Below are 23,501 nucleotides of genomic sequence, written 5' to 3' on the forward strand. Positions count from 1 at the left end.
CAGTCCGTGGGGGCCGTCTTCCGGGTGGGAGCGCAAGCACGGCAGACGTTCCTGCGGAGTGAAGGCGGCCGTGTCGAATGTGAGCGCGGCATCGAGGGCGTCATGGCGGCAGATGTCCGTGGGTGCCCGCAATCCGGGCCTCCACTCCGGGCCTGACCTGCACTTCTGCGGGTATCTGCGGTATCTGTCCTCTTCTGGGGCCGGACAGGGTACTGCATGATCTCGAAAGCCAATGGGCGTCGTGGGAATTCTGTCCGGATTCCAGTCGTTGTTTCCATCGGATGCAGGGCACCCGGGAGGGTGTCGCGACCTACTCAGCAAGGGAGCACGCATGGCAACCCGTGCCGTCGCCCGTCGTTCGTCCGCCAGCACCGGCGGGACCAACCGGGCAAGCAGTGTTCGCGCCGTGGGCGGGGAGATCGCCGATCGCGACCTGGTCGGCATGTACCTGGACGAGATCGCCCGCACACCGCTGCTCGACGCCGCCAAGGAGGTCGAGCTCTCCCAGACGATCGAGGCGGGCGTCTTCGCCGAGCAGATCCTCGACGGAGTGGTGGAGAGCGAAGCCGGCGGAGCGAAGCGTGAGGAGCTGGAGGCGCTGGTCGCCGAGAGCGAGCGCGCCAAGGACATATTCATCCGTTCCAACCTCCGGCTCGTCGTTGCCGTGGCCAGGCGCTACCCGAGGGCGGGTCTGCCCCTGCTCGACCTGATCCAGGAGGGGAACGCGGGCCTGGTTCGCGCGGTCGAGAAGTTCGACTACGCCAAGGGCTTCAAGTTCTCGACGTACGCCACGTGGTGGATCCGGCAGGCCATCACCCGTTCCATCGCCGACCAGTCCCGAACGATCCGGCTTCCCGTCCACCTCGTGGAGGAGCTCGGCAGGATCCGGCGCGTGCAGCGCGAATTCAACCGTGAGCACGGGCGGGACCCGGAGCACGCGGAGATCGCCGCCGAGCTCGACTCCAACGCCGAGCGTGTCGGCAACGTTCTGGACTGGGCGCGTGACCCGGTCAGCCTGAACATGTCCGTGGACGATGACGGCGATACGCAGTTCGGGGACCTGCTGGAGGACACCTCCGCCGTGTCGCCCGAGCAGTCCGTGATGACGCTGCTGCGCAGCGAGGAGCTCGAGGGCCTGATCGGCAAGCTCGACAACCGCACCGCCTCCATCATCAAGATGCGTTACGGGATCGAGGACGGCCGTGAGCGGACCCTCACCGAGGTGGGCAAGCAGCACGGTCTGACGCGGGAGCGGATCCGCCAGATCGAGAAGCACGCATTGCTCGAATTGAAGCGAATGGCTCACGACACGGGCTTTGACGCTGCGGCGTGAGCCGATAACCCGTAATCTCCCATCAAGCCGGTTCGCACCGGCCCGACGACCGGTCTCCTTCCGGTCCCCTGAGCTGAGTCCCGGCGCCCACCCCCCCCGGCGCCGGGGCTCATTCATGTCCGCCGCTTGTGCGCGTCCGGTCCCGCAGGTGCACGTCCCGCCTGGTCACGCCCGCCGGTTGTTCATGCCGGCCCCGCTGCCGGGCGGGGTGACGCGGCGCGGGAGAGGCGCGCGCCCAGGGCGCCGAGGTGTTCCACCAGCTCCGGCGGGCCGTGCGCCACGAACTCGCAGTCCACCAGGGCGAGCCGCAGGGCCACCCACTCCAGCGAGCTCCGGGAGCTCGTGCGCAGCCGGCAGCGGTGTTCGCCGCTCGGCTCCAGCGCGCCGAGCTCCGCGGGCAGCCGGGCCGCCACGGCACCGGCCGACGCCTCGAACGTCACATCGATGCGCAGCTCGGGCTGCGTACGCGCCATCGACCGGGCGAAGAACTGCGCCGCGTCCCCGCTGCCGGTGGGCAGCTCGCGCGGGGTGAACCGGGATCCGGTGGCGAACGGCTCGCTCACCCGGTCCACCCGGAAGGTGCGCCAGTCCTCGCGGTCGAGGTCGTACGCGACGAGATACCAGCGGCTGCCGGTGCTCACCAGCCTGTACGGCTCGGCCTGCCGATTCGACGCCGCACCGTCCCTCGCCCGGTAGCCGAAGCGAAGCCGTTCGCGCGCGGTGACGGCCGAGGCGATCATCGTGAGCGTTCGCGGATCGATGGTCGCGCCGTCGCCGCGGGTGAGAGGGACCGTGGCGTTCTGCAGGGAGGAGACCCGGTGCCGCAGCCGTGACGGCAGGACCTGCTCCAGCTTGGCCAGGGCCCGTACGGACGCCTCGTCGACGCCTTCGATGGCATGCCCGGCTCCGGCCCGCAGCCCCACCGCGATGGCCACCGCCTCCTCGTCGTCCAGCAGGAGCGGGGGCATGGCGGTGCCCGCGACCAGGCGGTAGCCGCCGATCGAGCCGCGCGTCGCCTCGACCGGATAACCGAGGTCGCGCAGCCGGTCGATGTCGCGGCGGATGGTGCGCGGGGTGACATCGAGCCGCGCGGCCAGCTCGCTGCCCGGCCACTCGCGCGGTGTCTGGAGGAGCGACAGCAGATTCAGCAGTCGTGCCGGGGTGTCGGTCATGGGGTACAGGATGGCCGCCCATTAGGTCATTACCTGACCTGTAAGGCCTCTACCTTCTTCCCATGCCTTCTTCCGAATCCCTGCCGGCCACGGCAGCCGTCCGCACGGCGTCCACAAGGTCGGCCACGTCGCACCCGACAGACCCGGCGGACCGACGTCGCTGGTGCGCGCTCGCGATCGTGATGACCGCGGCCTTCATGGACCTGGTCGACGTCACGATCGTCAACATCGCCATCCCGAGCATCACGCGGGATACGGGCGCCTCCTTCACGTCGATCCAGTGGATCACCGCCGGATACGCGCTGGCGTTCGCTGCCGGTCTGATCACCGGCGGCAGGCTCGGTGACATCTACGGCCGCAAGCGGCTTTTCCTGCTGGGCATCGGCGGCTTCACGATCGCCTCAGCCCTCTGCGGCTTCGCCGTGAATCCGGAGATGCTGGTCGCCTCGCGCATCCTGCAGGGCGGTATGGCCGCGCTGATGGTGCCGCAGGTGCTGTCGATCGTGCACGCCACCTTCCCGGCGCACGAACGCGGCAAGGTCTTCGGGCTCTTCGGCGCGATCGTGGGGCTGGGCGCGGTGTCCGGGCCCCTGCTGGGCGCCCTGCTCACCGAGTGGAACTTCTTCGGTCTCGAGTGGCGGCCGATCTTCCTGATCAACCTGCCGGTCGGCATCGCCGGACTGGTGCTGGGGCACAAATTCATCAGCGAGTCCAAGGCACCGAAGGCACTCCGGCTGGACCTGGCCGGCGTGGCCCTGGTGACGCTCGGCCTCCTCATGCTGCTCTACCCGCTGACCCGGGGACGCGAGCTGGGCTGGCCGCTGTGGGGCCATGCGTCGATGGCCGCCAGTCTGCTGGTGTTCGCGGCGCTCGTGGTGTTCGAGCGCCGGAAGGCGAGCAGGGACGGCTCGCCGCTGATCGAACTGTCGCTGTTCCGGGTCAAGAGCTTCGCGGCGGGCACCGCGGTGCAGCTGACCTTCGGTGTCGCCCTCGGCATCTTCTTCCTGGTCTGGACCCTCTACCTGCAGATGGGGCTGGGCTGGAGCGCCCTGCGGGCCGGTTCGACGGGGATCCCGTTCTCGATCGCCGTCTCGTGTGCCGCCGGGGTCTCCGTACAGAAGCTGGTGCCCCGCTTCGGCCGCAAGGTGCTGCAGGCCGGGGCGCTGCTGATGATCGCCGGGCTGCTGCTCTACATCTGGGAGGCCGGGCGCTACGGACTGGACATCAGCCCCTGGCAGATGGCACTCCCGCTGGTGGTCATGGGCGTGGGCATGGGGCTGATCGTGGCTCCACTGACGGACGCGGTGCTCTCGGGGGTGCCGAAGGAGCACTCCGGATCGGCTTCCGGGCTGATCAACACCGTGCAGCAGATGGGCACGGCGCTGGGACTCGGCCTCGTCTCGGTCGTCTTCTTCGGCTCGATCAGCGACCATCTGGCGCCGGAAGCGAGGGGAGTGGCGTTCGTGGACGCGTTCCAGCAGTCGCTGTGGTGGGTGGCCGGGGTACTCGCGGTGATCTTCATCGTGATGTTCGCCCTGCCCGCCAGGCCCCAGGTGCATCTGGAGGGTGGCGAGGACGACCTGTCGCCCGCCCAGGCTCAGGGCGACGTGCTCTCGAAGGAGCCCGCGCTGACTACTTGAACGGTCGGCGGTCGCTGCGGACCGCCACCGGCGCCCGGCGGGCACGGCCCTGGAACTTCCGGGCCGTGCCCGCCGGACGTTGTGCGTACGGCGCCGGTGACGGTCAGCAGATCCGGGTGCGGTTCTCCATGGCCAGGCGTGCGCTCTGCTCGTCGTCGTAGACCTCGCACATGTGGCGTCCGTCGGGCGTGGCCGTGTGCTCGACCTCCCAGAGGCTTGTCTCGCTGCCGTCCAGGAGGAGGAAGGCGTGCTCGTAGAGCGTGAAACCGGCGTCGCGCCCGCCGACACGGTACTGGCGGCCGAAGACCTGGGTGATGTGGTGGGCGAACGCCGCCCGGAGCCGCCCGGCCGTCCCGGCGCCCGGCCTGTCGCCGTTCTCCGCGCGACGGAGTACACGGCGGGCGTGGTCCGCCGAATTGTCCGGGGCGTACATGCGGGGCAGGGGGGCCGGGGGGACGCTCAGGAGCAGGGTGAACGCCTCCAGGTCCTCCCGCACGCTGTCGTCACCGAGGGCGGGGGTGTCCCAGAAGCTGCCGACGAGACGCGCGGCGGCGATCTGCGCGTCGCCCTCGTCGTCGTACAGCTCGTGTCGGAAGGGGGCCGGGGCGTCCCTGCCGCCGCCGTGCACCAGCTCCCACAGGGTGAGCGTGGTGCCGTCGGAGAGGAGGTAGCTGTGCCGGTAGGTCTCGCGGTGCAGGACGGCACTGTGGTGGGACGAGTGCAGGGCGCTGCTGTGCGCCAGTGCCGTCCCTAGCCGGTCGACCGTGGCATCGGAGAGGTCGAAGGAGTTGAGGGCGCATCGCAGGAGTCGCTCGAGGTGCTGCTCGGTTGTCTCGTACGGATCGCTCAAGGTGCTGTCTCCAGGCCGTCGCCGCGTGTTACCTGATGCGTGCATAACGTAGTCCCTGGGTCCGACATCGTGACCGGGGTTCGCAAAAAACGTACCGTGCACGCAGAAAGTTCCCAACGTGTTCGAGACATTGCGTAAGAGGTTTCCGGCCTCCTCAGGATGTGCAGTAGAGCTCGCTGTACGAGGGGAACGTCCCCCCTGGGCCGTCGGCACCCCGGGCTGCTCCGACGGCCTTCACGATGGCGCGGGCCAGAGCGTCGGCCCCCGCCGCCAGGATGTCGTTGAGCGCGGCGGTGGGCTCCGGAGGCAACGGCAGCCGGCTGGTGGAGAGGGCGAAGACGGTGTCCCCGTCGCTGAGCAGGTGGACCGGCCGGACGGCGCGCGCCAGCCCGTCGTGTGCCGTGCCCGCGAGCTTCTGGGCCTGGGCGCGGGTGAGGGCGGTGTCGGTGGCGACGACGGCGAGCGTGGTGTTGAAGACGCCGCTCCCGTGTGCGCCGCCCTCCCGCGCGCTGATCTCCGCCAGCCGCCTGCGCGCGGCTGCGTGCACCGAGGGCGCTGGGTGCACAGGCGGATCTCCCGCGCCGTACTCCCCGTACAGCACCCCGGTCCGCGGATCGACGACGGAACCCGCCGCGTTGACGACGGCCAGTGCGGCAACCGTCGTCCCGGAGGACAGGCGCACGCTGGCCGTACCGACGCCGCCCTTGAGCTGCCCGGCCACCGCCCCCGTACCGGCACCCACCGTGCCCTCCGCGACCCGTGCGTCCGGCTCGGAAGCGGCGGCCGCCTCCACGGCGGCACGGCCGGTCGACGCGTCGGGGCGAGCCCGCCAGTCACCGCCCCGGCCCAGATCGAAGAGGCAGGCCGCCGGCACCACCGGCACCACCTGTGAAGGGTCCGGCCCGACCCGGACGCCACGCCCCTGCTCCTCCAGCCAGGCCATCACGCCGGACGCGGCGTCGAGCCCGTACGCGCTGCCGCCGGTGAGGACGACCGCGTCTATTCGCTGCACCAGGTTGCGCGGATCGAGCGCGTCCGTCTCCCTGGTGCCGGGGCCGCCTCCGCGCACATCGACGGCCGCCACGGCTCCGCCCTCGGGGGCCAGGATGACGGTGGTCCCGCTCAGGGCGCCCCGGCCCGGCACCCGGGCGTGCCCGACGCGGATCCCGGCCACATCCGTCAGCGCGTCCATCGGGCCCGGGGCGGGCAGTTCTTCGGTCATGGGCGAGTTCAGCTCCTCGTAGGTGCGGTGGTGCCGTGTCTGGGCGAACGTACAGACGGCGACCGGGGAGCGGTCGCGCCTCGCGGGCCCTCGGAGCGCGGGGCACCTCTGTGACACGATCACACCGGCCAGGGAAACGCCAGGGGGCCGCGAACACGGTCAGAAGGCCGACCTCCTTCCCGAGGTGCCCCTTCGGTGTTCCGTAGATCGACCTGCGGGCGAAGTTATGGATGACGTGCGACCTGTGCTACGACCGCACCGCCTGCGGGCTCGCCCCCTGTGCGCCACCGTCTGCCCTTTCTCGTCGTGCTGTAGCTGTGGCTGCTCGATCCGAAGGATCGCTGAGCCCGGCCGTACTCTGGACGTATGAGTACCGCCCCCACCCCCGGACCGCGAGAATCGAAGCCGCAGCAGTCGCAGCGGCCGCCGCAGGAGTCCAGGCCCAAGCCGCCGGCTCTGATCTTCGACGATCCGATGGACCGGCAGTCCTCGGACGACACGGATCAGGGATGGGGCGAGCGGGCTCCGGCCGGCGGCGCGGCCGACCTGGCGCACTTCCTCGACGAGAAGCCGCCCCACCACATCTGACGCCAGTTCTTGGTGAGGGTTCCGGCCGACTGCGCGGCTGACCACCCCTGGCCCCGCTGGACGGCCAGTGCGTCCCGGATCTCCGTCAACACCTCCAGCCGCTCCCGCACGTCCTCCTTCGCCGCCTGGGCGGCCGTATGTGGCGGGGCAGTTCATCGCGTGCGTTGACGCGATAGCAGTTCTATTCGGCATGGGACACCGCCACTGCGAGCCGCCCCGAGGCGCCGGCCCCCGCCAGGGCCGCCGCGGTGTCCCGCTCCACGGACAGGACCACCAGGGCGCCGCTCCCCGCGCCCGCCCCGCCGTCGGCCTCCGGGAACAGCCCCTCCCCGCCGCCCGCCCGGCGCGGAACCTCCGCCACCCGTGCGTCGCGGACCACCACCTTGGCCTCGGCGTCCCCGTCGACCGCGGCGATCACATCGACACGGTCACCCGGCCGCAGCAGCCCGACCGTCGCAGCGTCAGCGATCCGCACCGGAGCGGACACCAGGCGAACGGCCCGCTGCTCGGGCCCTGGTGGTGCGCCCCCGGGAAGGGCGGCCGCCCCTCTCTCCCCGCCCGGCCCCGACACCGCGATCACGGCGGAGGCCAGCGCGAACCCCGCGGCCAGCGCCCGGCGCTGTCCGCGCAGCGCACGCCGGAGTCGTCGCCCGCCGCCGCCCCGCACACGCAGGGGCCCGAAGTGCGGGACCCCGCAGGGTGCGGGAGGGGCGGGACGTGTATCGGGCACCGAAGAGGACATGGCTGACACCACCTGCCGTGAAGGGAGCCCCGCGGGATTCCCGCCGGACTCCCCTCACGATCCACCCACCGCGGAGATTCCGCTCCGCCCTGTGGACAACCCACACGATGTGAGAAACCCGGCCACCCGTACGAGTCGGAGGCGGGGGCGGGCGGAGGCAGGCCGCGAGCTCAAGGCCCCGAGGTGCGGGCTACGGCAGCTTGATCCCCGTGTCGATCCCGTCCAGCGCGTGCGCGCAGACGCAGTCGCGGTCCTCGTGCGCGGGCAGTGCGGCCACCGCGTCGAAGAGCACCGACCGCAGCCGGTCCACGTTGGCCGCGAACACCTCCAGCACCTCCGTGTGGTTGACGCCCTCGCCTGCCTCGGCCCCCGCGTCGAGGTCGGTCACCAGAGTCAGCGCCGTATAGCAGAGGTTCAGTTCACGCGCGAGTACCGCTTCCGGGTGGCCCGTCATCCCGACGACCGACCAGCCCATCGCCGCGTGCCAGCGCGACTCCGCCCGGGTCGAGAAGCGCGGGCCCTCGACCACGACCAGGGTTCCGCCGTCCACCGGTTCCCAGTCACGTCCGCGCGCCGCCGCCAGGGCCGCCTTGCGTCCTTCGGGGCAGTACGGGTCGGCGAAGCCGAGGTGCACCACGTTCGGTTCGGCCCCGTCGGTTCGGGGCTCACCGTCGTAGAACGTCTGCGTGCGGGCCTTGGTGCGGTCGACCATCTGGTCCGGTACGAGCAGGGTGCCGGGTCCGTACTCCGGACGCAGGCCGCCGACCGCGCACGGTCCGAGCACCTGCCGTACGCCGACGGAACGCAGGGCCCACAGGTTGGCGCGGTAGTTGATCCGGTGCGGCGGGAGATGGTGGCCGCGGCCGTGGCGGGGGAGGAAAGCCACCCGTCGGCCCGCGAGCTCACCCAGGAAGAGGGAGTCGCTCGGTGCCCCGTACGGGGTGTCCACTCGGACCTCGGTCACGTCCTCAAGGAAGGAGTAGAAGCCCGATCCGCCGATGACACCGATTTCCGCTGTAACCGTTTCTGCGTTCGCCATGCGGTCACACTAACGGGGCCACGCACGACCCGGACCCCGCTGAGTCGATCAGCGGGGTCCGGGTGAAACGTGTGGCGTACGCGGGTGGCCTCAGGCGGCCGACGTACTGCTCGACGACGTGGAAGACGCCGAAGAAGCAGAGGACGCAGCCGAAGCAGCCGGCTTCGCCTCCGACTTCGCCTCCGACTTCGCCTCCGACTTCGCCTCCGACGAGGACGACCCGGCGGACGAGTCGGACGCCTTGGACGACGACGTGGCCGGCGTGCTGCTCGACGAGGAGCCACGGCTGTCGTTCCGGTAGAAGCCGGATCCCTTGAAGACGATGCCGACGGCCGAGAACACCTTCTTCAGGCGTCCCTCGCAGTTCGGGCACACGGTCAGAGCGTCATCGGTGAACTTCTGCACCGCTTCGAGGCCCTCGCCGCATTCGGTGCACTGGTACTGATAAGTCGGCACTTGCTCCTCCTGGCACTCTCACTCAATGAGTGCTAACGACGCTCCATACTGACGTATTCCGAGCGATCAGTCCACCGTGAGCGGCTCGCGGTGACCGATCCCACGTGCCACCGTCCGGCCCTGGGGCTGCGGTGTCAGCCGTGAACGCAGGGCCAGCAGGGTCGCCAGCGCCAGCGCCGTACCGGCCAGAGGGACCACGAAACCGGTGCTCGCGCCATGGGTGTCCGCGAGCTGTCCGGCCACCGTGACGGCGGCCGCCTGGCCGAGTGCCACGGCGCCCGTGAGCCAGGTGAAGGCCTCGGTCCTCGCGGATGGCGGTACCAACGCGTCGACCAGGGTGTAGCCGCTGATCAGGGCGGGAGCGATGCAGAGCCCGACCAGCAGGCCCAGTCCTGCCAGCAGCGGTACGGAGTGCACGGCCCAGAGCCCGGACGCGGTCAATGTCAGGGCCACGTACCCGACGATCAGCCGACGGCGCGGGCTGCTCTTCCAGGCGATGGCCCCGCAGGCGATACCGGCCAGCATGTTGCCGGCGGCGAAGACCCCGTACAGGAGTCCGTTCACGCCCGGCCGGCCGATCTCCTCGGAGAAGGCGGTCAGGGACACCTGCATGCCGCCGAAGACGGCGCCGATGCCCAGGAAGGTGATCGCGAGGACGCGGACGCCCGGTACGGAGAGTGCCGAGCGGTGCGGCTCGGCGGCGGTCGCGGCGCTCCGGGTGGCGGGCTGGGTGCCGCGCCGGGCAGCGAACAGGAGGCCGCCGACGAGCGTCAGAGCGGCCTCGGCGATCAGTCCGGCCGCCGGGTGCACGCCGGTGCACAGCGCCGTCGCGAGCACGGGTCCGACGACGAAGGTGAATTCGTCCGTCACGGACTCGAAGGCGGCGGCCGTGGTCATCAGCGGGGAGGCCGGGCGTCCCGGGGCGGAGCCGAGCCGGGAGGCCCATCGGGCCCGCACCATCGGCCCGATCTGCGGGACGGAGGCGCCTGTGGGCACCGCGGCCAAGGCCAGCGCCCACAGGGGAGCGTCCGCCAGGGCCAGCGCCGTGAGGGCGCATACGGAGGCGGCGTGCAGCAGGACGCCGGGCAGGAGCACGGCGCGCTGGCCGAACCGGTCGGCGAGCCTGCCGCTCTGCGGCGCGAACAGGGCCATGGAGACGCCGGAGAAGGCGGCCACGGCGCCCGCACTGCCGTACGAGCCGGTGGTGTGCTGGACCAGGAGCACGATGCCGATGGTCAGCATCGCGAAGGGCTGCCGGGCCGCGAAGCCCGGGAGGAGGAAGGTCCACGCACCCGGGGTGCGCAGCAACTGCCCGTAACCGGGGCGGTCGGAGACCGTGGACGCCACGGTCCATGCCTTTCTGCCGCCTGGTGGCCGTGCTCCCGGGGCGTCCCGCACCGGGGTGCGGGGGCCGGGCGGGAGCTGCCGAGAGCTGTCCTCTTCGCGCGGGACTGCGGTAGATGCCGGGCGCTCGCTCCAGAGGCGAAAGACGCCACGACAGAGGCGAAAGGACGCCACGACCGCCATACGGTCGCGCCAGCTCTGCATCAGGCAGAGTTGGTCGATCAGATTCACATCGAGTGGATCAGGAGATTGAGTCCTTCATCTTACAGGTTCCGGCCCTGGTGCACCTGCGGATGTGCGCGGTCGCTCGTGCGCCGCCTCCGCTCAGTGGTGGGTTCGTCTGCCGCCCGTCCTGTCTCCCGGACGGGCGTCGGAGCTCTTGCCCAGCTTCTTGGCCAGTCTTGCGACGTGCGGGAGGTTCGCCGTCCCGGCGCTTCGTCGTTCCGCCCCGCCCGTGCCCAGCCAGCCGGCCAGCTTGCCGCCCTCGCCGACCGCTCGTAGCCGTGCCTCCGTGGCGTCGCGCACCGGATCGGTCGCGACGACCAGTAGCTCGTCCCCGTGGCGCAGCACGGTCGACGGCGCGGGGACGAAGCTCTTGTCGTCCCGTACGACGAGGGTGACCGCGGCTCCGGCGGGCAGCCGGAGTTCCGCCACCTCCACGCCGTGCATCTTGGACGTGCCGGGGATCGCGACGGACAGCAGATGGCCGCGCAGCCGTTCCAGGGGGGCCGACTCGATGCCGAGGTCCGACGTCTCCGACCGGTCGTCGGAGATCTTCAGGGCCTTCGCCAGCCAGGGCAGCGTCGGTCCCTGGATCAGCGTGTAGACGATGACGAGCACGAAGACGATGTTGAAGACCCGGGTGCTGCCCTCGATGCCGGACACCATGGGGATCGTCGCCAGGATGATGGGGACGGCACCGCGCAGCCCGGCCCAGGACATCAACGCCATCTCGCGTTTGGGCAGGCGGAACGGCGCGAGGCTGAGAAAGACCGACAACGGCCGGGCGACTGCGGTGAGGACCAGTCCCACGACCACGGCGGGCCAGAAGTCGTCGATCAGGTCGTGCGGGGTGACCAGCAGTCCGAGCAGGACGAACATGCCGATCTGCGCCAGCCAGCCGAGTCCGTCGGCGAAGCCCCGGGTGGCCGGCCAGTGCGGAAGCTTGGAGTTGCCGAGGACCATCGCGGCCAGGTAGACGGCCAGGAACCCGCTGCCGTGGGCCATGGCGCCCGCCGCGTACGCGGACACCGCGATGGCCATCACGGCGATCGGGTAGAGCCCGGAGGCGGGCAGTGCCACGTGGCGGATCCCGAGAGAGCCGAGCCAGCCCACCGCGAGGCCGATGGCCGCGCCGATGGTCAGCTCCAGTGCTATCTCGCCGACCAGCAGGTACCAGTGCTCCACGGGGCCGACAGCGGAGAACGCGACCACCAGGATGACCACGGGGGCGTCGTTGAAGCCGGATTCGGCCTCCAGGACACCGGTGATCCGGGAGGGGAGGGGGACCTTGCGCAGGACGGAGAAGACAGCGGCGGCGTCGGTGGACGAGACGACGGCGCCGATGATCAGGGCCTGTCGCCAGTCCAGGCCGACGAGGTAGTGCGCCGCGCTCGCGGTGACGCCCACGCTGATGCCTACGCCGACGGTCGACAGGACGGCCGCCGCGGGCAGTGCGGGTTTCACTTCTTTCCACTTCGTGCCCAGTCCGCCTTCGGCCAGGATGACGACCAGGGCGGCGTAGCCGATCACCTGGGTCAACTCGGCATTGTCGAACTTGACGTCGAAAATGCCGTCCTGCCCCATGGCGATCCCGATGCCGAGGTACAGGAGCAGGCTGGGGAGCCCGCTGCGGGACGAGATGCGGACGGCCGCCACGGCGACCAGCAGGACGACCGAGCAGACGAGCAGAAGTTCGTTGAGCGCGTGGACAGTCAGGGTCCGTTCCTTCCCTGCGTACGCCTTCCGGATCGGCTTCCGGCGGCAAGTACTTCGTTACCTTACCTAATCTTTAACGTTTTCTTGACGCCTTCGAGTGTCCGTGCGAACCGGGGCGCAAATGGTTGCATCCCCATACCGCGTCCGAGTGGCTTCGGCGGGGCGCCTATGGTTGCTCCTGCACTCCCAGGACCACCCTGCCCCTCGAAGGACAGCGATGCCCGCCAACACAACCGCCCCTTCCGGGTCTTCCGATGCGAAGAAGACCGGCAGGAAGAAGGGGCGACGCGCCCGCCTGTTCGTGATCGTCCTGGTGCTGGCGCTTGTCGCGGGTGTCGGATACGGCGCGTACTGGTCCGTTTCCACGGTCCGGGCCTCGTACCCGCAGACCACCGGCTCGATCGAACTCAAGGGTCTTTCCGGCGACGTCGACGTCAAACGCGACGACTACGGGATCCCGCAGATCTACGCGGACACCGACAGCGACCTCTTCCGCGCCCAGGGCTTCGTCCAGGCCCAGGACCGCTTCTGGGAGATGGACGTACGCCGTCACATGACGTCCGGACGCCTCTCCGAGATGTTCGGCGCCGGCCAGGTCGAGACCGACTCCTTCCTGCGCACGCTCGGCTGGCGCAAGGTCGCGCAGAAGGAGTACGACGAGGTCCTGGACAAGGACACCAAGAAGAACCTCCAGGCGTACGCGGAGGGGGTGAACGCGTATCTGGACGGCAGGGACGGCAAGGACATCTCCGTCGAGTACGCGGCGCTCGGCCTGACCAACGACTACAAGCCCACCGAGTGGACCCCGGTCGACTCGGTCGCCTGGCTGAAGGCGATGGCCTGGGACCTGCGCGGCAACATGCAGGACGAGATCGACCGCTCGCTGATGACCAGCAGGCTCAACGAGAAGCAGATCAAGGATCTCTACCCGGACTACCCGTACGAGAAGAACGAGCCGATCGTCGACCAGGGCGGGATCTCCCAGCTCACCGGGAAGTTCGACCCGGACGCCGAGCCGTCGGACAGCATCGGCTCCGAGACCGTCGAGGGCGCGACCGAGGGCTTGAACACCCAGCTCTCCGCACTCAGTGACACCCTGGACGAGATCCCGGCGCTGCTCGGCCCCAACGGCAACGGCATCGGATCCAACTCATGGGTCGTCTCCCGCGACCACACGACGACCGGCAAACCGCTGCTGGCCAACGACCCGCACCTGGCGCCCCAGCTCCCCTCGCTCTGGTACCAGATGGGGCTGCACTGCCGTCAGCTCTCCGAGTCGTGCCGGTACGACACGGCCGGCTACACGTTCTCCGGGATGCCCGGCGTGATAATCGGTCACAACCAGGACATCGCATGGGGTTTCACGAACCTCGGAGCCGACGTCACCGACCTCTTCCTGGAGAAGGTCTCCGCCGACGGCTACCAGTACGACGGCAAGACCGAGCCCTTCGTCACCCGCGAGGAGACCATCAAGGTCGCGGGAGGCAGGACCAGAAAGATCACCGTCCGCGAGACCAACAACGGCCCGCTGGTCTCCGACCGCGACGGCGAGCTGGAGAAGGTCGGCAAGAAGGCTCCCGTCACCACCTCCGCACCCGACCGCGGTGACGGCTACGGGGTCTCCCTGAAGTGGACGGCGCTGGAGCCCGGCAAGTCCATGGACGCGGTGTTCGAGCTCAACCGGGCCAAAAACTTCACGAGCTTCCGGAAGGCGGCCGAGCACTTCGAGGTGCCGTCCCAGAACCTCATCTACGCCGACACCGAGGGCAACATCGGCTACCAGGCGCCCGGCAGGATCCCTGTCCGGCTCAAGGGTGACGGCACGCTGCCGAGCCCCGGCTGGTCCGCCGAGTACGGCTGGGAAGAGGACCCCGTCCCGTTCGACGAGCTGCCGTACGAGTACAACCCGGACCGGGGCTACATCGTCACCGCCAACCAGGCGGTCATCGGTGACGGTTACGAGCACATGCTCACGAAGGACTGGGGCTACGGCGCCCGCAGTCAGCGGATCAACGACCTGATCAAGAAGAAGATCGACGGCGGCGAGAAGATCTCCACCGACGACATGCAGACGATGCAGATGGACAACCAGAGCGCGATCGCGGCGAAGCTGGTGCCCGAACTGAAGAAGATCGGCATCTCGGACAAGGACGTCCGTGAGGCCCAGAAGCTGCTGGAGGGCTGGGACTACACCCAGGAGCCCGATTCGGCCGCCGCCGCGTACTTCAACGGCGTCTGGCGCAACATCCTCAAGCTGGCCTTCGGCAACAAGCTCCCCAAGGAGATGCGGGCCAAGGGCGACTGCATCTATGTGGAACCGGTCGCCGGCACCGGACCGGTGGACGAGCAGGACAAGCTCGTACGGGAATGCGGACAGCGCGCCCCGGAAGCGGCGCAGCCGGACGGCGGCGACCGCTGGTACGAGGTGGTCGAGAGCATCCTGGACGACCAGGACAACCAGTGGTGGAAGGTCCCTGCCCAGGGGCGCGAAGAGGCCATCGACAGCCGTGACGAGCTCTTCGCCCGTGCCATGAAGGACGCGCGCTGGGAGCTGACCGCCGAGCTGGGCAAGGACATGACCACCTGGAGCTGGGGCCGGCTGCACCAGCTGACCCTGCGCAACCAGACGCTCGGCACCGACGGCCCGGATCTTCTGCAGCGGGCGCTCAACCGGGGCCCCTGGGACCTCGGCGGCGGCGAGGCGGCGGTCAACGCCTCCGGCTGGAACGCGGCGGGCGGCTACGAGGTCATCTGGGTCCCGTCGATGCGGATGGTCGTCAACGTGGGGGACTGGGACAAGTCCCGGTGGATCAACCTCACCGGGGCGTCCGGGCACGCGTTCAGCGCGCACTACACCGATCAGACGGACAAGTGGGTCGAGGGCGACCTGCTCGACTGGTCCTTCGAGGAGAACGCCGTGGACCGGTCCACGGTCGACACCCTGACGCTCAAGAAACCCTAGCCCTACTGCCCCCGGGCGGGAAGCGCCGTGCTCCGGCAGGCGTGATCACGGCATCCACGGGGTGGTCGTGCGGTTCCTCGGGAACCCGCGCGACCACCTCGTCGTCGTACAGCAGGACGACCAGGGCCGGGTGCGCCCCGGCCGACGCGAGCCGGTCCAGCACCCGGTCGTAGCTGCCCCCGCCGCGTCCCAGACGCATCCCGCGCTCGTCCACGGCGAGCCCGGGCAGCAGAACCGCGTCCGCGTCGAGGACCGCCTCCGGCCCGAGGCGCGTGCCGTCCGGCTCCAGCAGGCCCCGGCCGGCGGGCACGAGGTGCTCCGCACCCTCGAACACCGCCCAGTCCAGGTCGTTGTCCGCCAGGAGCACCGGCAGCAGAACGCGTACGCCCCGCGCCCGTAGAGCGTCCAGGAGCGCGTGGGTTCCCGGCTCGCGCCCCACGGACACATAAGCCGCCACGGTGCGGGCGCCGGTCAGCTCGGGGAGATCCGAGGCGGACGAGGCGAGAACCGCGGCGGCCCTACCGACGTCTTCCATGGAGAGGAGCCGTCGCGCGGCGAGCAGGCTACGTCGCATCGCCGCCTTTCCTGACATGTCATCATTCAACAGGTGCTCACATAGTTCTTTTATGTGGATGTACGAGAACGAAGTTAACCGGACACTCATCTTCCGCTCATAGGCACCGGTTACAGTTCTGCGCATGACTCAGTCGCGCCCCAGGATCAGCAAAGCTGTCATTCCAGCTGCAGGTCTCGGCACCCGGTTCCTGCCGGCCACCAAGGCCACTCCCAAAGAGATGCTGCCTGTCGTCGACAAGCCCGCCATCCAGTATGTCGTCGAGGAAGCGGTCGCCGCGGGACTCTCCGACGTGCTGATGATCACCGGTCGCAACAAGCGTCCCCTGGAGGACCACTTCGACCGGAACTACGAGTTGGAGTCCGCGCTGACCCGCAAGGGAGACGCCGAACGGCTCTCCAAGGTTCAGGAGTCCAGCGACCTGGCCACCATGCACTACGTACGCCAGGGGGACCCGCGCGGCCTCGGCCACGCCGTCCTCTGTGCCGCGCCGCACGTCGGCGACCAGCCGTTCGCCGTCCTTCTCGGCGACGACCTCATCGACCCGCGCGACCTCCTTCTCGCCCGGATGGTCGAGATCCAGGAGCGCGAGGGCGGCAGCGTCGTCGCGTTGATGGAGGTCGATCCCGCGCAGATCCACATGTACGGCTGCGCGGCCACCGAGGTGACCGCAGACAGTGACGTCGTCCGGGTCACCGGGCTCGTCGAGAAGCCCGAGCCGAGCGAGGCGCCCAGCAATCTCGCCGTCATCGGCCGCTATGTCCTGGATCCCGCCATCTTCGGCATACTGCGCAGGACCGCGCCCGGCCGCGGTGGCGAGATCCAGCTCACCGACGCCCTCCAGCTACTGGCCGAGGACGAGACGATCGGCGGCCCGGTGCACGGGGTCGTCTTCAAGGGACGCCGCTATGACACCGGCGACCGCGGCGACTATCTGCGTGCCATTGTCAGGCTCGCGTGCGAACGTGAAGACCTGGGCCCGGACTTCCGGGCCTGGCTGCGCAGTTACGTCACCGAGGAGTTGTAACAGCTTGAGCAGCACGATCTGGTCGGTGGACGAACACCTGGACGACATCCTCGCCGCGGTGCAGCCGCTCGAACCCATCGAGCTGCAACTGCTCGACGCCCAGGGCTGTGTCCTGGTCGAGGACGTCGTGGTGGAGGTCGCCCTGCCGCCCTTCGACAACAGCTCGATGGACGGATACGCCGTCCGGATCTCGGATGTCGAGGGCGCCAGCGAGGAGTTCCCCGCAGTCCTCACCGTCGTCGGCGACGTCGCCGCGGGCGACGGAGGCCTGGCCGACGGCCGGTCCGTCGGCCCGGGCGAGGCCGCCCGCATCATGACCGGTGCTCCGCTGCCCGCGGGCGCCGAGGCGGTCGTTCCGGTCGAGTGGACCGACGGCGGCACGGGCGGCGGACCCGCTGCCGCTATGCGGGCCCACAGCGACGCCCCGGAGGGGGCGAGCGGCGAGGTTCGCATCCACCGTCCGGTCAAGCCGCGCGCCCATGTCCGGGCCAGGGGCAGCGATGTGCAGCCCGGTGACATGGCGCTGCGCGCGGGTGCGGTCGTCGGGCCGCCGCAGATCGGCCTGCTCGCCGCGATCGGCCGTTCGACGGTGCGGGTGCGGCCCCGTCCGCGCGTGGTGGTCCTGTCGACCGGCAGCGAGCTGGCGCAGCCGGGCGAGGAGCTGACAGGCGGCCGGATCTACGACTCGAACAGCTTCGCTCTGACGGCCGCCGCCCGGGACGCCGGGGCCATCGCCTATCGCGTCCCCGCGGTCGCCGACGACGCCGAGACGCTGCGGACCACGATCGAGGACCAGCTGATCCGCGCCGACATCGTCGTCACCACGGGTGGCGTGAGCGTCGGTGCGTACGACGTGGTCAAGGAGGCCCTGTCCTCCGTGGGCGACGAGTCCGTCGGCGCCGAGGGCGGCGGCGTCGACTTCCGTAAGCTCGCCATGCAGCCGGGCAAGCCGCAGGGCTTCGGTTCGATCGGCCCCGATCACACGCCGCTGATGGCGCTGCCCGGCAATCCGGTCTCCTCGTACGTCTCCTTCGAGCTGTTCGTCCGGCCGGCGATCCTGACACTGATGGGTCTTCAGGACGTCCACCGTCCGAAGGTGCGGGCCACGCTCAGCACCGAGGAGGCGCTCGCCTCGCCGTCCGGAAAACGCCAGTTCCTGCGCGGGACCTACGACGCCGAGGCGGGCACCGTGACTCCCGTCGGGGGGCCCGGATCGCATCTGATCGCGGCCCTCGCCCAGGCGGACGCGCTGATCGTGCTGCCCGAGGACGTCACCTGCGCCGAGCCCGGCGCGGAGGCCGAGGTGATCCTCCTCCGCTGACTCGGGCGCTGTGGCGGTACGGTATCTGGCGCTGTGCCTTACCGGGGGAACCCCCGGGCCCCTCGGTCCGCGCCTCGGCGCGGGGCGGGCGGGCATCCGGCGCCCTACCGCTAGGCGGAGTGAGTTGAGTACGCAACACAGGCTGACGCACATCGACGAGGCGGGTGCCGCCCGCATGGTCGACGTGTCCGAGAAGGACGTCACGGCACGTGTCGCCCGGGCGAGCGGCCGGGTCCTCGTATCACCGCGTGTCGTCGAACTCCTCAGGGGCGAGGGTGTCCCCAAGGGCGACGCCCTGGCCACCGCGCGCATCGCCGGGATCATGGGGGCCAAGCGCACCCCGGACCTGATTCCGCTCTGCCACCCGCTCGCCGTCTCCGGTGTGAAGGTCGACCTGAGCGTCGCCGACGACGCGGTGGAGATCACGGCCACCGTGAAGACCACGGACCGTACGGGAGTCGAGATGGAGGCCCTGACCGCCGTGTCGGTCGCCGCCCTCACGGTGATCGACATGATCAAGGCGGTCGACAAGAGCGCCGTGATCACGGACGTGCGCGTCGAGGCGAAATCCGGCGGCACGTCCGGCGACTACCGGCGCCCCGCACCGGAGGGGGCGGACGCATGACCGCGCCCGGCAGCTCCCCCGCCAACGGCGGATACCGCGCGCTCGTCGTGACCGCGTCCAACCGTGCTTCCGCCGGTGTGTACGCCGACAAGGGCGGCCCCGTCATCGCGGAGGCCCTCGCCGGTCTCGGATTCACCGTCGAGGGCCCGCAGGTCGTGCCCGACGGCGATCCGGTGGAGGCTGCCCTGCGGGCCGGAGCGGCCGCCGGCTACGACGTGATCGTCACCACCGGCGGTACGGGCATCTCACCCACCGACCGCACCCCCGAGGCCACCCGCCGCGTCCTGGACCGGGAGATCCCGGGCATCGCCGAGGCGATCCGGGCCGAGGGCCGGGACAAGGTCCCCACCGCCGCGCTCTCCCGTGGCCTCGCGGGCATCGCGGACCGCACCCTCATCGTGAACCTGCCCGGCTCGACCGGTGGCGTACGCGACGGACTCACGGTCCTGAGCGGGCTTCTGGTGCACGCCGTCGACCAACTGCGCGGCGGAGACCACCCCCGACCGGGGAGCCCGAGCTGAACGTCCGGACCTGGCCGGTGATCCTCACCGACGGCGCCGTCACCCTCCGCCCGATAAAGCTGCGCGACCAGAGCATGTGGCGCGAGGTCAACCGGCGTAACCGTGACTGGCTGCGCCCCTGGGAGGCGACTGTCCCGCCGCCTGCCCCCGGCGGCCCGGTGGCCCAGCGCCCCACCTACCGTCAGATGATCCGCCATCTGCGGGCCGAGGCGAACGCCGGCCGGATGCTGCCGTTCGCCATCGAGTACGAGGGCCGGCTCGTCGGCCAGTTGACGGTGGCGGGCATCACCTGGGGCTCGATGTGCTCGGGCCACGTCGGTTACTGGGTCGACCGGAGCGTGGCGGGCCGTGGCGTCATGCCGACCGCGGTGGCGCTCGCCGTCGACCACTGTTTCCGTACGGTCGGACTGCACCGGATCGAGGTGTGCATTCGCCCCGAGAACGGCCCCAGCCGAAGGGTCGTGGAGAAACTCGGATTCCGCGCGGAAGGACTTCGTCCACGTTATCTCCACATCGACGGTGCGTGGCGGGACCATCTGATCTTCGCCCTCACCGCGGAGGAGGTGCCCGACGGGCTGCTGCGGCGTTGGCACAGGATGCGGCCGGGTACGTCGGGATCGCCGCGGCCTCCCGGATAAATAAAATAAGTGTTCGAATTTGATCGCTCTCTGAATGTAATCAGCCTCACTTTCGGCCGCTGCCGGCCCGAACGAGCGCAAAAAAGTCCGCGATATCAGCCTGATCGTGCGACACACCGGGCCAATTGGCGGATGCTGCCGTGCAAACCCCTCTACGGTGTGAGCGTGAGCAGCAGCGGCCTCATCTACGCAGTCATCGTCGGGGCCTGGGCCGCCTACTTGGTGCCGATGTGGCTCCGCAGGCAGGACGAGCTCAACGAAGCCCGTCCGACGGAACGCTTCAGCACCGCCATCCGGCTGCTGTCCGGACGGGCGGCCATGGAGCGCCGTTACGCCAAGGAGCTGCGGGAGCGGGATGCCGAGCAGGCGCCTGGCGACGTCGACCCGGATGCCGTCACGGACCGATTGAGGTCCGTCGACGTCCGGGCCTTTTCCGCGCCTCCGGCACATACGGAAGCGCGGTTGACCGACCCCGTGACCGCCCGTCCGGACCAGGAGCGTCCGCAGGAGCGGGCAGCCCGCCCGGTGCCCGCCCGGCGGGAGAGCCGACGGCCGTCCGGTGCGGAGTCGGAGCGCGAGCGCCGACGGCGCTTGCAGGTCTTGGCGCGCCGACGGCGTACCACCACGCTCCTGTTCGTGGCGTTCACGCTCGGCGCGGTCGTCGCGGCAGTGGGCGGACTGCGGTTCCTGTGGGCACCGGCCGTGCCGGCCGTGCTGCTGAGCACGTACATCGTGCATCTGCGCACCCAGGAGCGCCGTCGCTTCGTCTTCACCATGGACCGGCGCCGTGCCGAGGTGGCCGCGCAGCGGCTGCGCGAGAACCGCCCCCGCAGGCACCAGCCCGCGCCCTCGGCCCCGGCCGAGCCCGACGAGGAGCCCGGAGGGGTGCCCGCGCCCGCACCCACGGTCTCGCCGCAGGAAGCGGGCAGACGCGCTCTCGTCGAGCAGACGGACCACGCGGAGTGGGTCGACCAGCAGCGTGAGCGCGGGCCGGCCCAGGGCGACAGCTGGGAGCCGGTCCCGGTCCCCCTGCCGACCTACGTCACCGCCCCCGTCGCCCCGCGCGCTACGGGCAGGGTGGAGGTCGGCGACCCGGAGACCTGGAGCGCGGCCCGCTCCAGCCCGGCCGAGCCCACCCGCACGGGCACCCACGATGTCGCGGAGTCCGCCGCGCCCGCTGCCGACCCGGCCCCCCGCCGCCGCGGCAACGCGCCCCGCCGCACCCGTGACCGAGGCCGGACGCCCCTCTTCGACCAGTACGACGACGAGGACCGGCCGCGCGCGGCCAACGAGTGAGACTGCCGGCGAACCCGACTCGGTGACCTGCCGGGATACGGATTTCCGAGCACCCCGACGAGGGTGCTAGAGTTTCACTCGTTGCAAGGGCCTGTGGCGCAGTCTGGTAGCGCACCTCGTTCGCATCGAGGGGGTCTGGGGTTCAAATCCCCACAGGTCCACCGCCGACTGTTCTTGAGTTAGCTCAGGAAGAGTTCACAAGATCCCGTCCGATCTGATTGATCGGGCGGGATCTTGGCGTTTCCGGGGTCTGTTCGAGGAGCTATCCGAACGCGATCGGTGCCGGAGGCGGGTGCCTGGCGGTCGTCGACCTGATCTTTCGGGGTGGTTCGGGTGCGTGAGGCGTTTCTAGGCTGTACGCGGGCGTGCGTGATCCCGGCGTGTGGTGCTGGGGTCTCAGATGGTCTCGCGGAACTCCGGCCCTGTGGGCGGCGGCAGCCCGGCCGCGGCGGGGGGCGTGGATGCCGATCCAGCGAACGCGGTGACTCCGTGGGAGGTGCCGGTCGTTTGTGTTCGGGTGGTCTGGTCCCAGCTGAAGAGGATGTGCAGGTTGATGCTGCAGATCATCAGCGCGAGCAGGATGGTCTGCGCGACCCGTCCGTGGGCGAGTCGCTTCGTGGGGTCGGAGATGTCGATGCCGTGGCTCTTGGCCCTTCCGTTGAGTCCTTCGATGTTCGCTCGCTCGGGCCGGTAGGCGTCCTGCCAGGTGGGATGGAGGTAGTGCCGGTCCTGGCGGAATTTGTCGAGCTTGCCGAGGGCGCCGGGGCGGACGGTGATCGTGGGCTTCTGGCAGATCCGCGGCAGCTCGTCCTGGGGCAGGAGCCGCAGCCGTTCACCTTGAGGGATCGGGACGGTGGGTTTGGCCGCAGTGTGTGCGGCGGTGGCCCGCTTGTCGGTGAGGTCGACCACGGCCGGCCGTGGTGCTGGGACGCGGTGGACTTGGTTGAAGCGGGGACACACCACGGCGGGCGAGGGTCCGCTGGCCGGGCACTGGAGCCTGATCGCGCCCCGCTCGTCGGCGGTCTCTTTGAGCTTGAGGTAGTACGGTTCCCGGCTCGCGATCCGCTCGCTGAGCTCGGTGCCGTCATCGAGGTCGCGTACGGCCTTGTCGTTGAGCCCCGTGGTCGCGTGGGCCAGTGCGTGCGGCATGGCGGGGCAGGCGAGGGATCCGTCAACGAGAAGGGCGCCTTGGTGGGTGCCCTGGATGCCTCGGTGTTGCTGTTTGTAGTCGAGAACCAGTTGGTAGCCCAGGGTGCGGACCGGCTGGGCGAAATGCTCGGTGATCTGGTCGGTGTAGGCCCGGTCGGCGGCCAGCAGCCCTGTCGGGAAGCCGAACGGGGCAAGCTGGGCCAGGGAGTGGACCGCATTCGGGCCGACGCGCTTGCCCGGGGTGTCCAGGACAAGGCCGAGCGCCAGTTGCGGGTGGCGGCTGACGCGCTCACCGGCCTGCGGGTGACCAGCGCGATGTCGTCGGCTGGCAGCGACCAGAAGACTGGCGGAGTGTCCGAAGATTCCTTCCTCAGCGCCCCCGCAGTAGTGCCAGCCGGCGGTGAGCTCGACGGATGCGAGGCCCCGCCGTTCGCGGGGCGGCTGGTGCCAGGCAGGAACCGGAGTGGTGTCGGCGCCGATATCGCCCCGCCAGCCCTTGAGCAGGCCCCGGCGGTGGGCGGCGCGGACGGTGACCAGCACCAGACGGTCACTGATCTCCTGCAACAGCTCCCGCCGACGCGTGCGCTCGACGTCCGCATCTTCCCAGGCGGCAGCGACAGTTCTCGCCTCTTCGGCCGGCAGGCGGCTGCGCCGGTCGCAGCGATGAGGGTCGAGGACTGTGGTCAGCCGGTCGAAGGAACGGTAGATACGACGGGAGAACGCGATCCTGGCGTGGTCATCGACACGACTGCCCTCCGGAACGCCGAGCCAGGAGCGCGCAGGGGCCCGAAGCTCATCGAGGAGCACCCGGGAGACAACCGCGAGGCTGGCGCTCTGGTGATAGTGCAGGGACAGCAACAATCCCACCAGCACGGTCCGCACCGGGAGCCCTTTCGGGCCTGGCCGATTTCCCAGCTCGGTGTTGATCAGATGGAGGACTCCGCACTCGCGCAGGAGCGCATCGAGTTGTCCGACCTTGGAGTCAGGGATCTCCATGGGCGCGTCGGTGACCGGTCGAGGCCGGCACTGCTTGATCTTCTCCGGGCTTCGCCAGGCCCGGGGTT

At 70.1% G+C, this 23,501-nt stretch carries 20 protein-coding genes, 1 tRNA gene and 1 pseudogene; 12 read left to right on the forward strand and 10 right to left on the reverse strand.

Annotated elements, in window-relative coordinates; genetic code table 11:
• Positions 1 to 331: 331 nt before the first annotated feature.
• The gene (locus tag ACWD04_RS12080) at positions 332 to 1,333 is read left to right on the forward strand and encodes a sigma-70 family RNA polymerase sigma factor (protein WP_451130798.1); all 1,002 of its coding nucleotides are present in this window, start codon (positions 332 to 334) and stop codon (positions 1,331 to 1,333) included.
• Positions 1,334 to 1,515: 182 nt separating this feature from the next.
• On the opposite strand, the gene ACWD04_RS12085 is transcribed toward ACWD04_RS12080, so the two are convergent.
• The gene (locus ACWD04_RS12085) at positions 1,516 to 2,505 is read right to left on the reverse strand and encodes a helix-turn-helix transcriptional regulator (protein WP_451130800.1); all 990 of its coding nucleotides are present in this window, start codon (positions 2,503 to 2,505) and stop codon (positions 1,516 to 1,518) included.
• Between the two features lie 62 nt (positions 2,506 to 2,567).
• Between ACWD04_RS12085 and ACWD04_RS12090 the strand changes: the two genes are divergently transcribed.
• Complete coding sequence (locus tag ACWD04_RS12090; RefSeq protein ID WP_451130802.1) at positions 2,568 to 4,145, forward strand: MFS transporter; 1,578 nt, start codon at positions 2,568 to 2,570, stop codon at positions 4,143 to 4,145.
• Between the two features lie 103 nt (positions 4,146 to 4,248).
• Here ACWD04_RS12090 and ACWD04_RS12095 read toward each other — a convergent pair whose 3' ends face one another.
• Positions 4,249 to 4,995: a DUF6227 family protein gene (locus ACWD04_RS12095; protein WP_451130804.1), complete on the reverse strand. Its 747-nt coding sequence runs from the start codon at positions 4,993 to 4,995 to the stop codon at positions 4,249 to 4,251.
• Between the two features lie 154 nt (positions 4,996 to 5,149).
• Entirely contained in the window at positions 5,150 to 6,217 is a 1,068-nt protein-coding gene (locus ACWD04_RS12100) for a P1 family peptidase (RefSeq protein WP_451130806.1), read from the reverse strand.
• A gap of 143 nt (positions 6,218 to 6,360) precedes the next feature.
• Here ACWD04_RS12100 and ACWD04_RS12105 point away from each other — a divergent pair.
• Together ACWD04_RS12105 and ACWD04_RS12110 are read left to right on the forward strand one after the other, a co-directional pair.
• Positions 6,361 to 6,515: pseudogene (locus ACWD04_RS12105) on the forward strand (4Fe-4S dicluster domain-containing protein); the annotation flags it as partial.
• Positions 6,516 to 6,583: 68 nt separating this feature from the next.
• The gene (locus tag ACWD04_RS12110; protein ID WP_451130808.1) at positions 6,584 to 6,805 is read left to right on the forward strand and encodes a hypothetical protein; all 222 of its coding nucleotides are present in this window, start codon (positions 6,584 to 6,586) and stop codon (positions 6,803 to 6,805) included.
• A 181-nt stretch (positions 6,806 to 6,986) separates the two neighbouring features.
• Here the strand turns inward: ACWD04_RS12110 and ACWD04_RS12115 are convergent, their stop codons facing one another.
• From ACWD04_RS12115 to ACWD04_RS12135, 5 genes are all read right to left on the reverse strand, one after another.
• On the reverse strand, positions 6,987 to 7,547 hold the full coding sequence (locus ACWD04_RS12115) for an RcpC/CpaB family pilus assembly protein (protein WP_451130810.1): 561 nt from the start codon (positions 7,545 to 7,547) through the stop codon (positions 6,987 to 6,989).
• Positions 7,548 to 7,737: 190 nt separating this feature from the next.
• Positions 7,738 to 8,586, reverse strand: a complete 849-nt coding sequence (locus ACWD04_RS12120) for an S-methyl-5'-thioadenosine phosphorylase (RefSeq protein ID WP_451130812.1) — start codon at positions 8,584 to 8,586, stop codon at positions 7,738 to 7,740.
• A 90-nt stretch (positions 8,587 to 8,676) separates the two neighbouring features.
• Positions 8,677 to 9,042 (reverse strand): FmdB family zinc ribbon protein, encoded by a 366-nt coding sequence (locus ACWD04_RS12125; RefSeq protein WP_451130814.1) that lies wholly within the window; start codon positions 9,040 to 9,042, stop codon positions 8,677 to 8,679.
• A 66-nt stretch (positions 9,043 to 9,108) separates the two neighbouring features.
• Positions 9,109 to 10,389 (reverse strand): MFS transporter, encoded by a 1,281-nt coding sequence (locus tag ACWD04_RS12130; protein ID WP_451130816.1) that lies wholly within the window; start codon positions 10,387 to 10,389, stop codon positions 9,109 to 9,111.
• 321 nt (positions 10,390 to 10,710) lie between these two features.
• Positions 10,711 to 12,264, reverse strand: a complete 1,554-nt coding sequence (locus ACWD04_RS12135; protein ID WP_451130818.1) for a potassium/proton antiporter — start codon at positions 12,262 to 12,264, stop codon at positions 10,711 to 10,713.
• A gap of 277 nt (positions 12,265 to 12,541) precedes the next feature.
• On the opposite strand from ACWD04_RS12135, the gene ACWD04_RS12140 reads away from it, so the two are divergent.
• Positions 12,542 to 15,286 (forward strand): penicillin acylase family protein, encoded by a 2,745-nt coding sequence (locus tag ACWD04_RS12140; protein WP_451130820.1) that lies wholly within the window; start codon positions 12,542 to 12,544, stop codon positions 15,284 to 15,286.
• Here ACWD04_RS12140 and ACWD04_RS12145 read toward each other — a convergent pair.
• Positions 15,273 to 15,890 carry a 5-formyltetrahydrofolate cyclo-ligase gene (locus ACWD04_RS12145; protein WP_451130822.1) on the reverse strand — a complete coding sequence of 206 codons (618 nt, stop codon included), beginning with the start codon at positions 15,888 to 15,890 and terminating at the stop codon, positions 15,273 to 15,275. The genes ACWD04_RS12140 and ACWD04_RS12145 overlap by 14 nt on opposite strands.
• Before the next feature lie 94 nt (positions 15,891 to 15,984).
• Between ACWD04_RS12145 and galU the strand changes: the two genes are divergently transcribed.
• The 7 genes from galU to ACWD04_RS12180 all read left to right on the forward strand — a co-directional run bounded on the left by galU (position 15,985) and on the right by ACWD04_RS12180 (position 21,449).
• Positions 15,985 to 16,887 (forward strand): UTP--glucose-1-phosphate uridylyltransferase GalU, encoded by a 903-nt coding sequence (gene galU / locus ACWD04_RS12150; protein WP_451130824.1) that lies wholly within the window; start codon positions 15,985 to 15,987, stop codon positions 16,885 to 16,887.
• A 4-nt stretch (positions 16,888 to 16,891) separates the two neighbouring features.
• Positions 16,892 to 18,208 carry a molybdotransferase-like divisome protein Glp gene (gene glp, locus ACWD04_RS12155; protein WP_451130826.1) on the forward strand — a complete coding sequence of 439 codons (1,317 nt, stop codon included), beginning with the start codon at positions 16,892 to 16,894 and terminating at the stop codon, positions 18,206 to 18,208.
• Positions 18,209 to 18,332: 124 nt separating this feature from the next.
• Positions 18,333 to 18,833, forward strand: a complete 501-nt coding sequence (gene moaC, locus ACWD04_RS12160; RefSeq protein WP_451130828.1) for a cyclic pyranopterin monophosphate synthase MoaC — start codon at positions 18,333 to 18,335, stop codon at positions 18,831 to 18,833.
• Entirely contained in the window at positions 18,830 to 19,354 is a 525-nt protein-coding gene (locus ACWD04_RS12165; protein ID WP_451130830.1) for a MogA/MoaB family molybdenum cofactor biosynthesis protein, read from the forward strand. The genes moaC and ACWD04_RS12165 overlap by 4 nt, the downstream gene beginning before the upstream one ends.
• Positions 19,355 to 19,371: 17 nt before the next feature.
• On the forward strand, positions 19,372 to 19,992 hold the full coding sequence (locus tag ACWD04_RS12170) for a GNAT family N-acetyltransferase (protein ID WP_451130832.1): 621 nt from the start codon (positions 19,372 to 19,374) through the stop codon (positions 19,990 to 19,992).
• Positions 19,993 to 20,157: 165 nt separating this feature from the next.
• Positions 20,158 to 21,288, forward strand: a complete 1,131-nt coding sequence (sepX, locus tag ACWD04_RS12175; RefSeq protein ID WP_451130834.1) for a divisome protein SepX/GlpR — start codon at positions 20,158 to 20,160, stop codon at positions 21,286 to 21,288.
• 87 nt (positions 21,289 to 21,375) lie between these two features.
• Positions 21,376 to 21,449, forward strand: a tRNA-Ala gene (locus tag ACWD04_RS12180).
• Positions 21,450 to 21,684: 235 nt separating this feature from the next.
• On the opposite strand, the gene ACWD04_RS12185 is transcribed toward ACWD04_RS12180, so the two are convergent.
• A complete protein-coding gene (locus ACWD04_RS12185) occupies positions 21,685 to 23,433 on the reverse strand; it encodes a hypothetical protein (RefSeq protein ID WP_451130836.1) in 1,749 nt (582 codons plus the stop codon).
• Between the last annotated feature and the right edge of the window lie 68 nt (positions 23,434 to 23,501).

Source organism: Streptomyces sp. NPDC002911 (assembly GCF_053591835.1).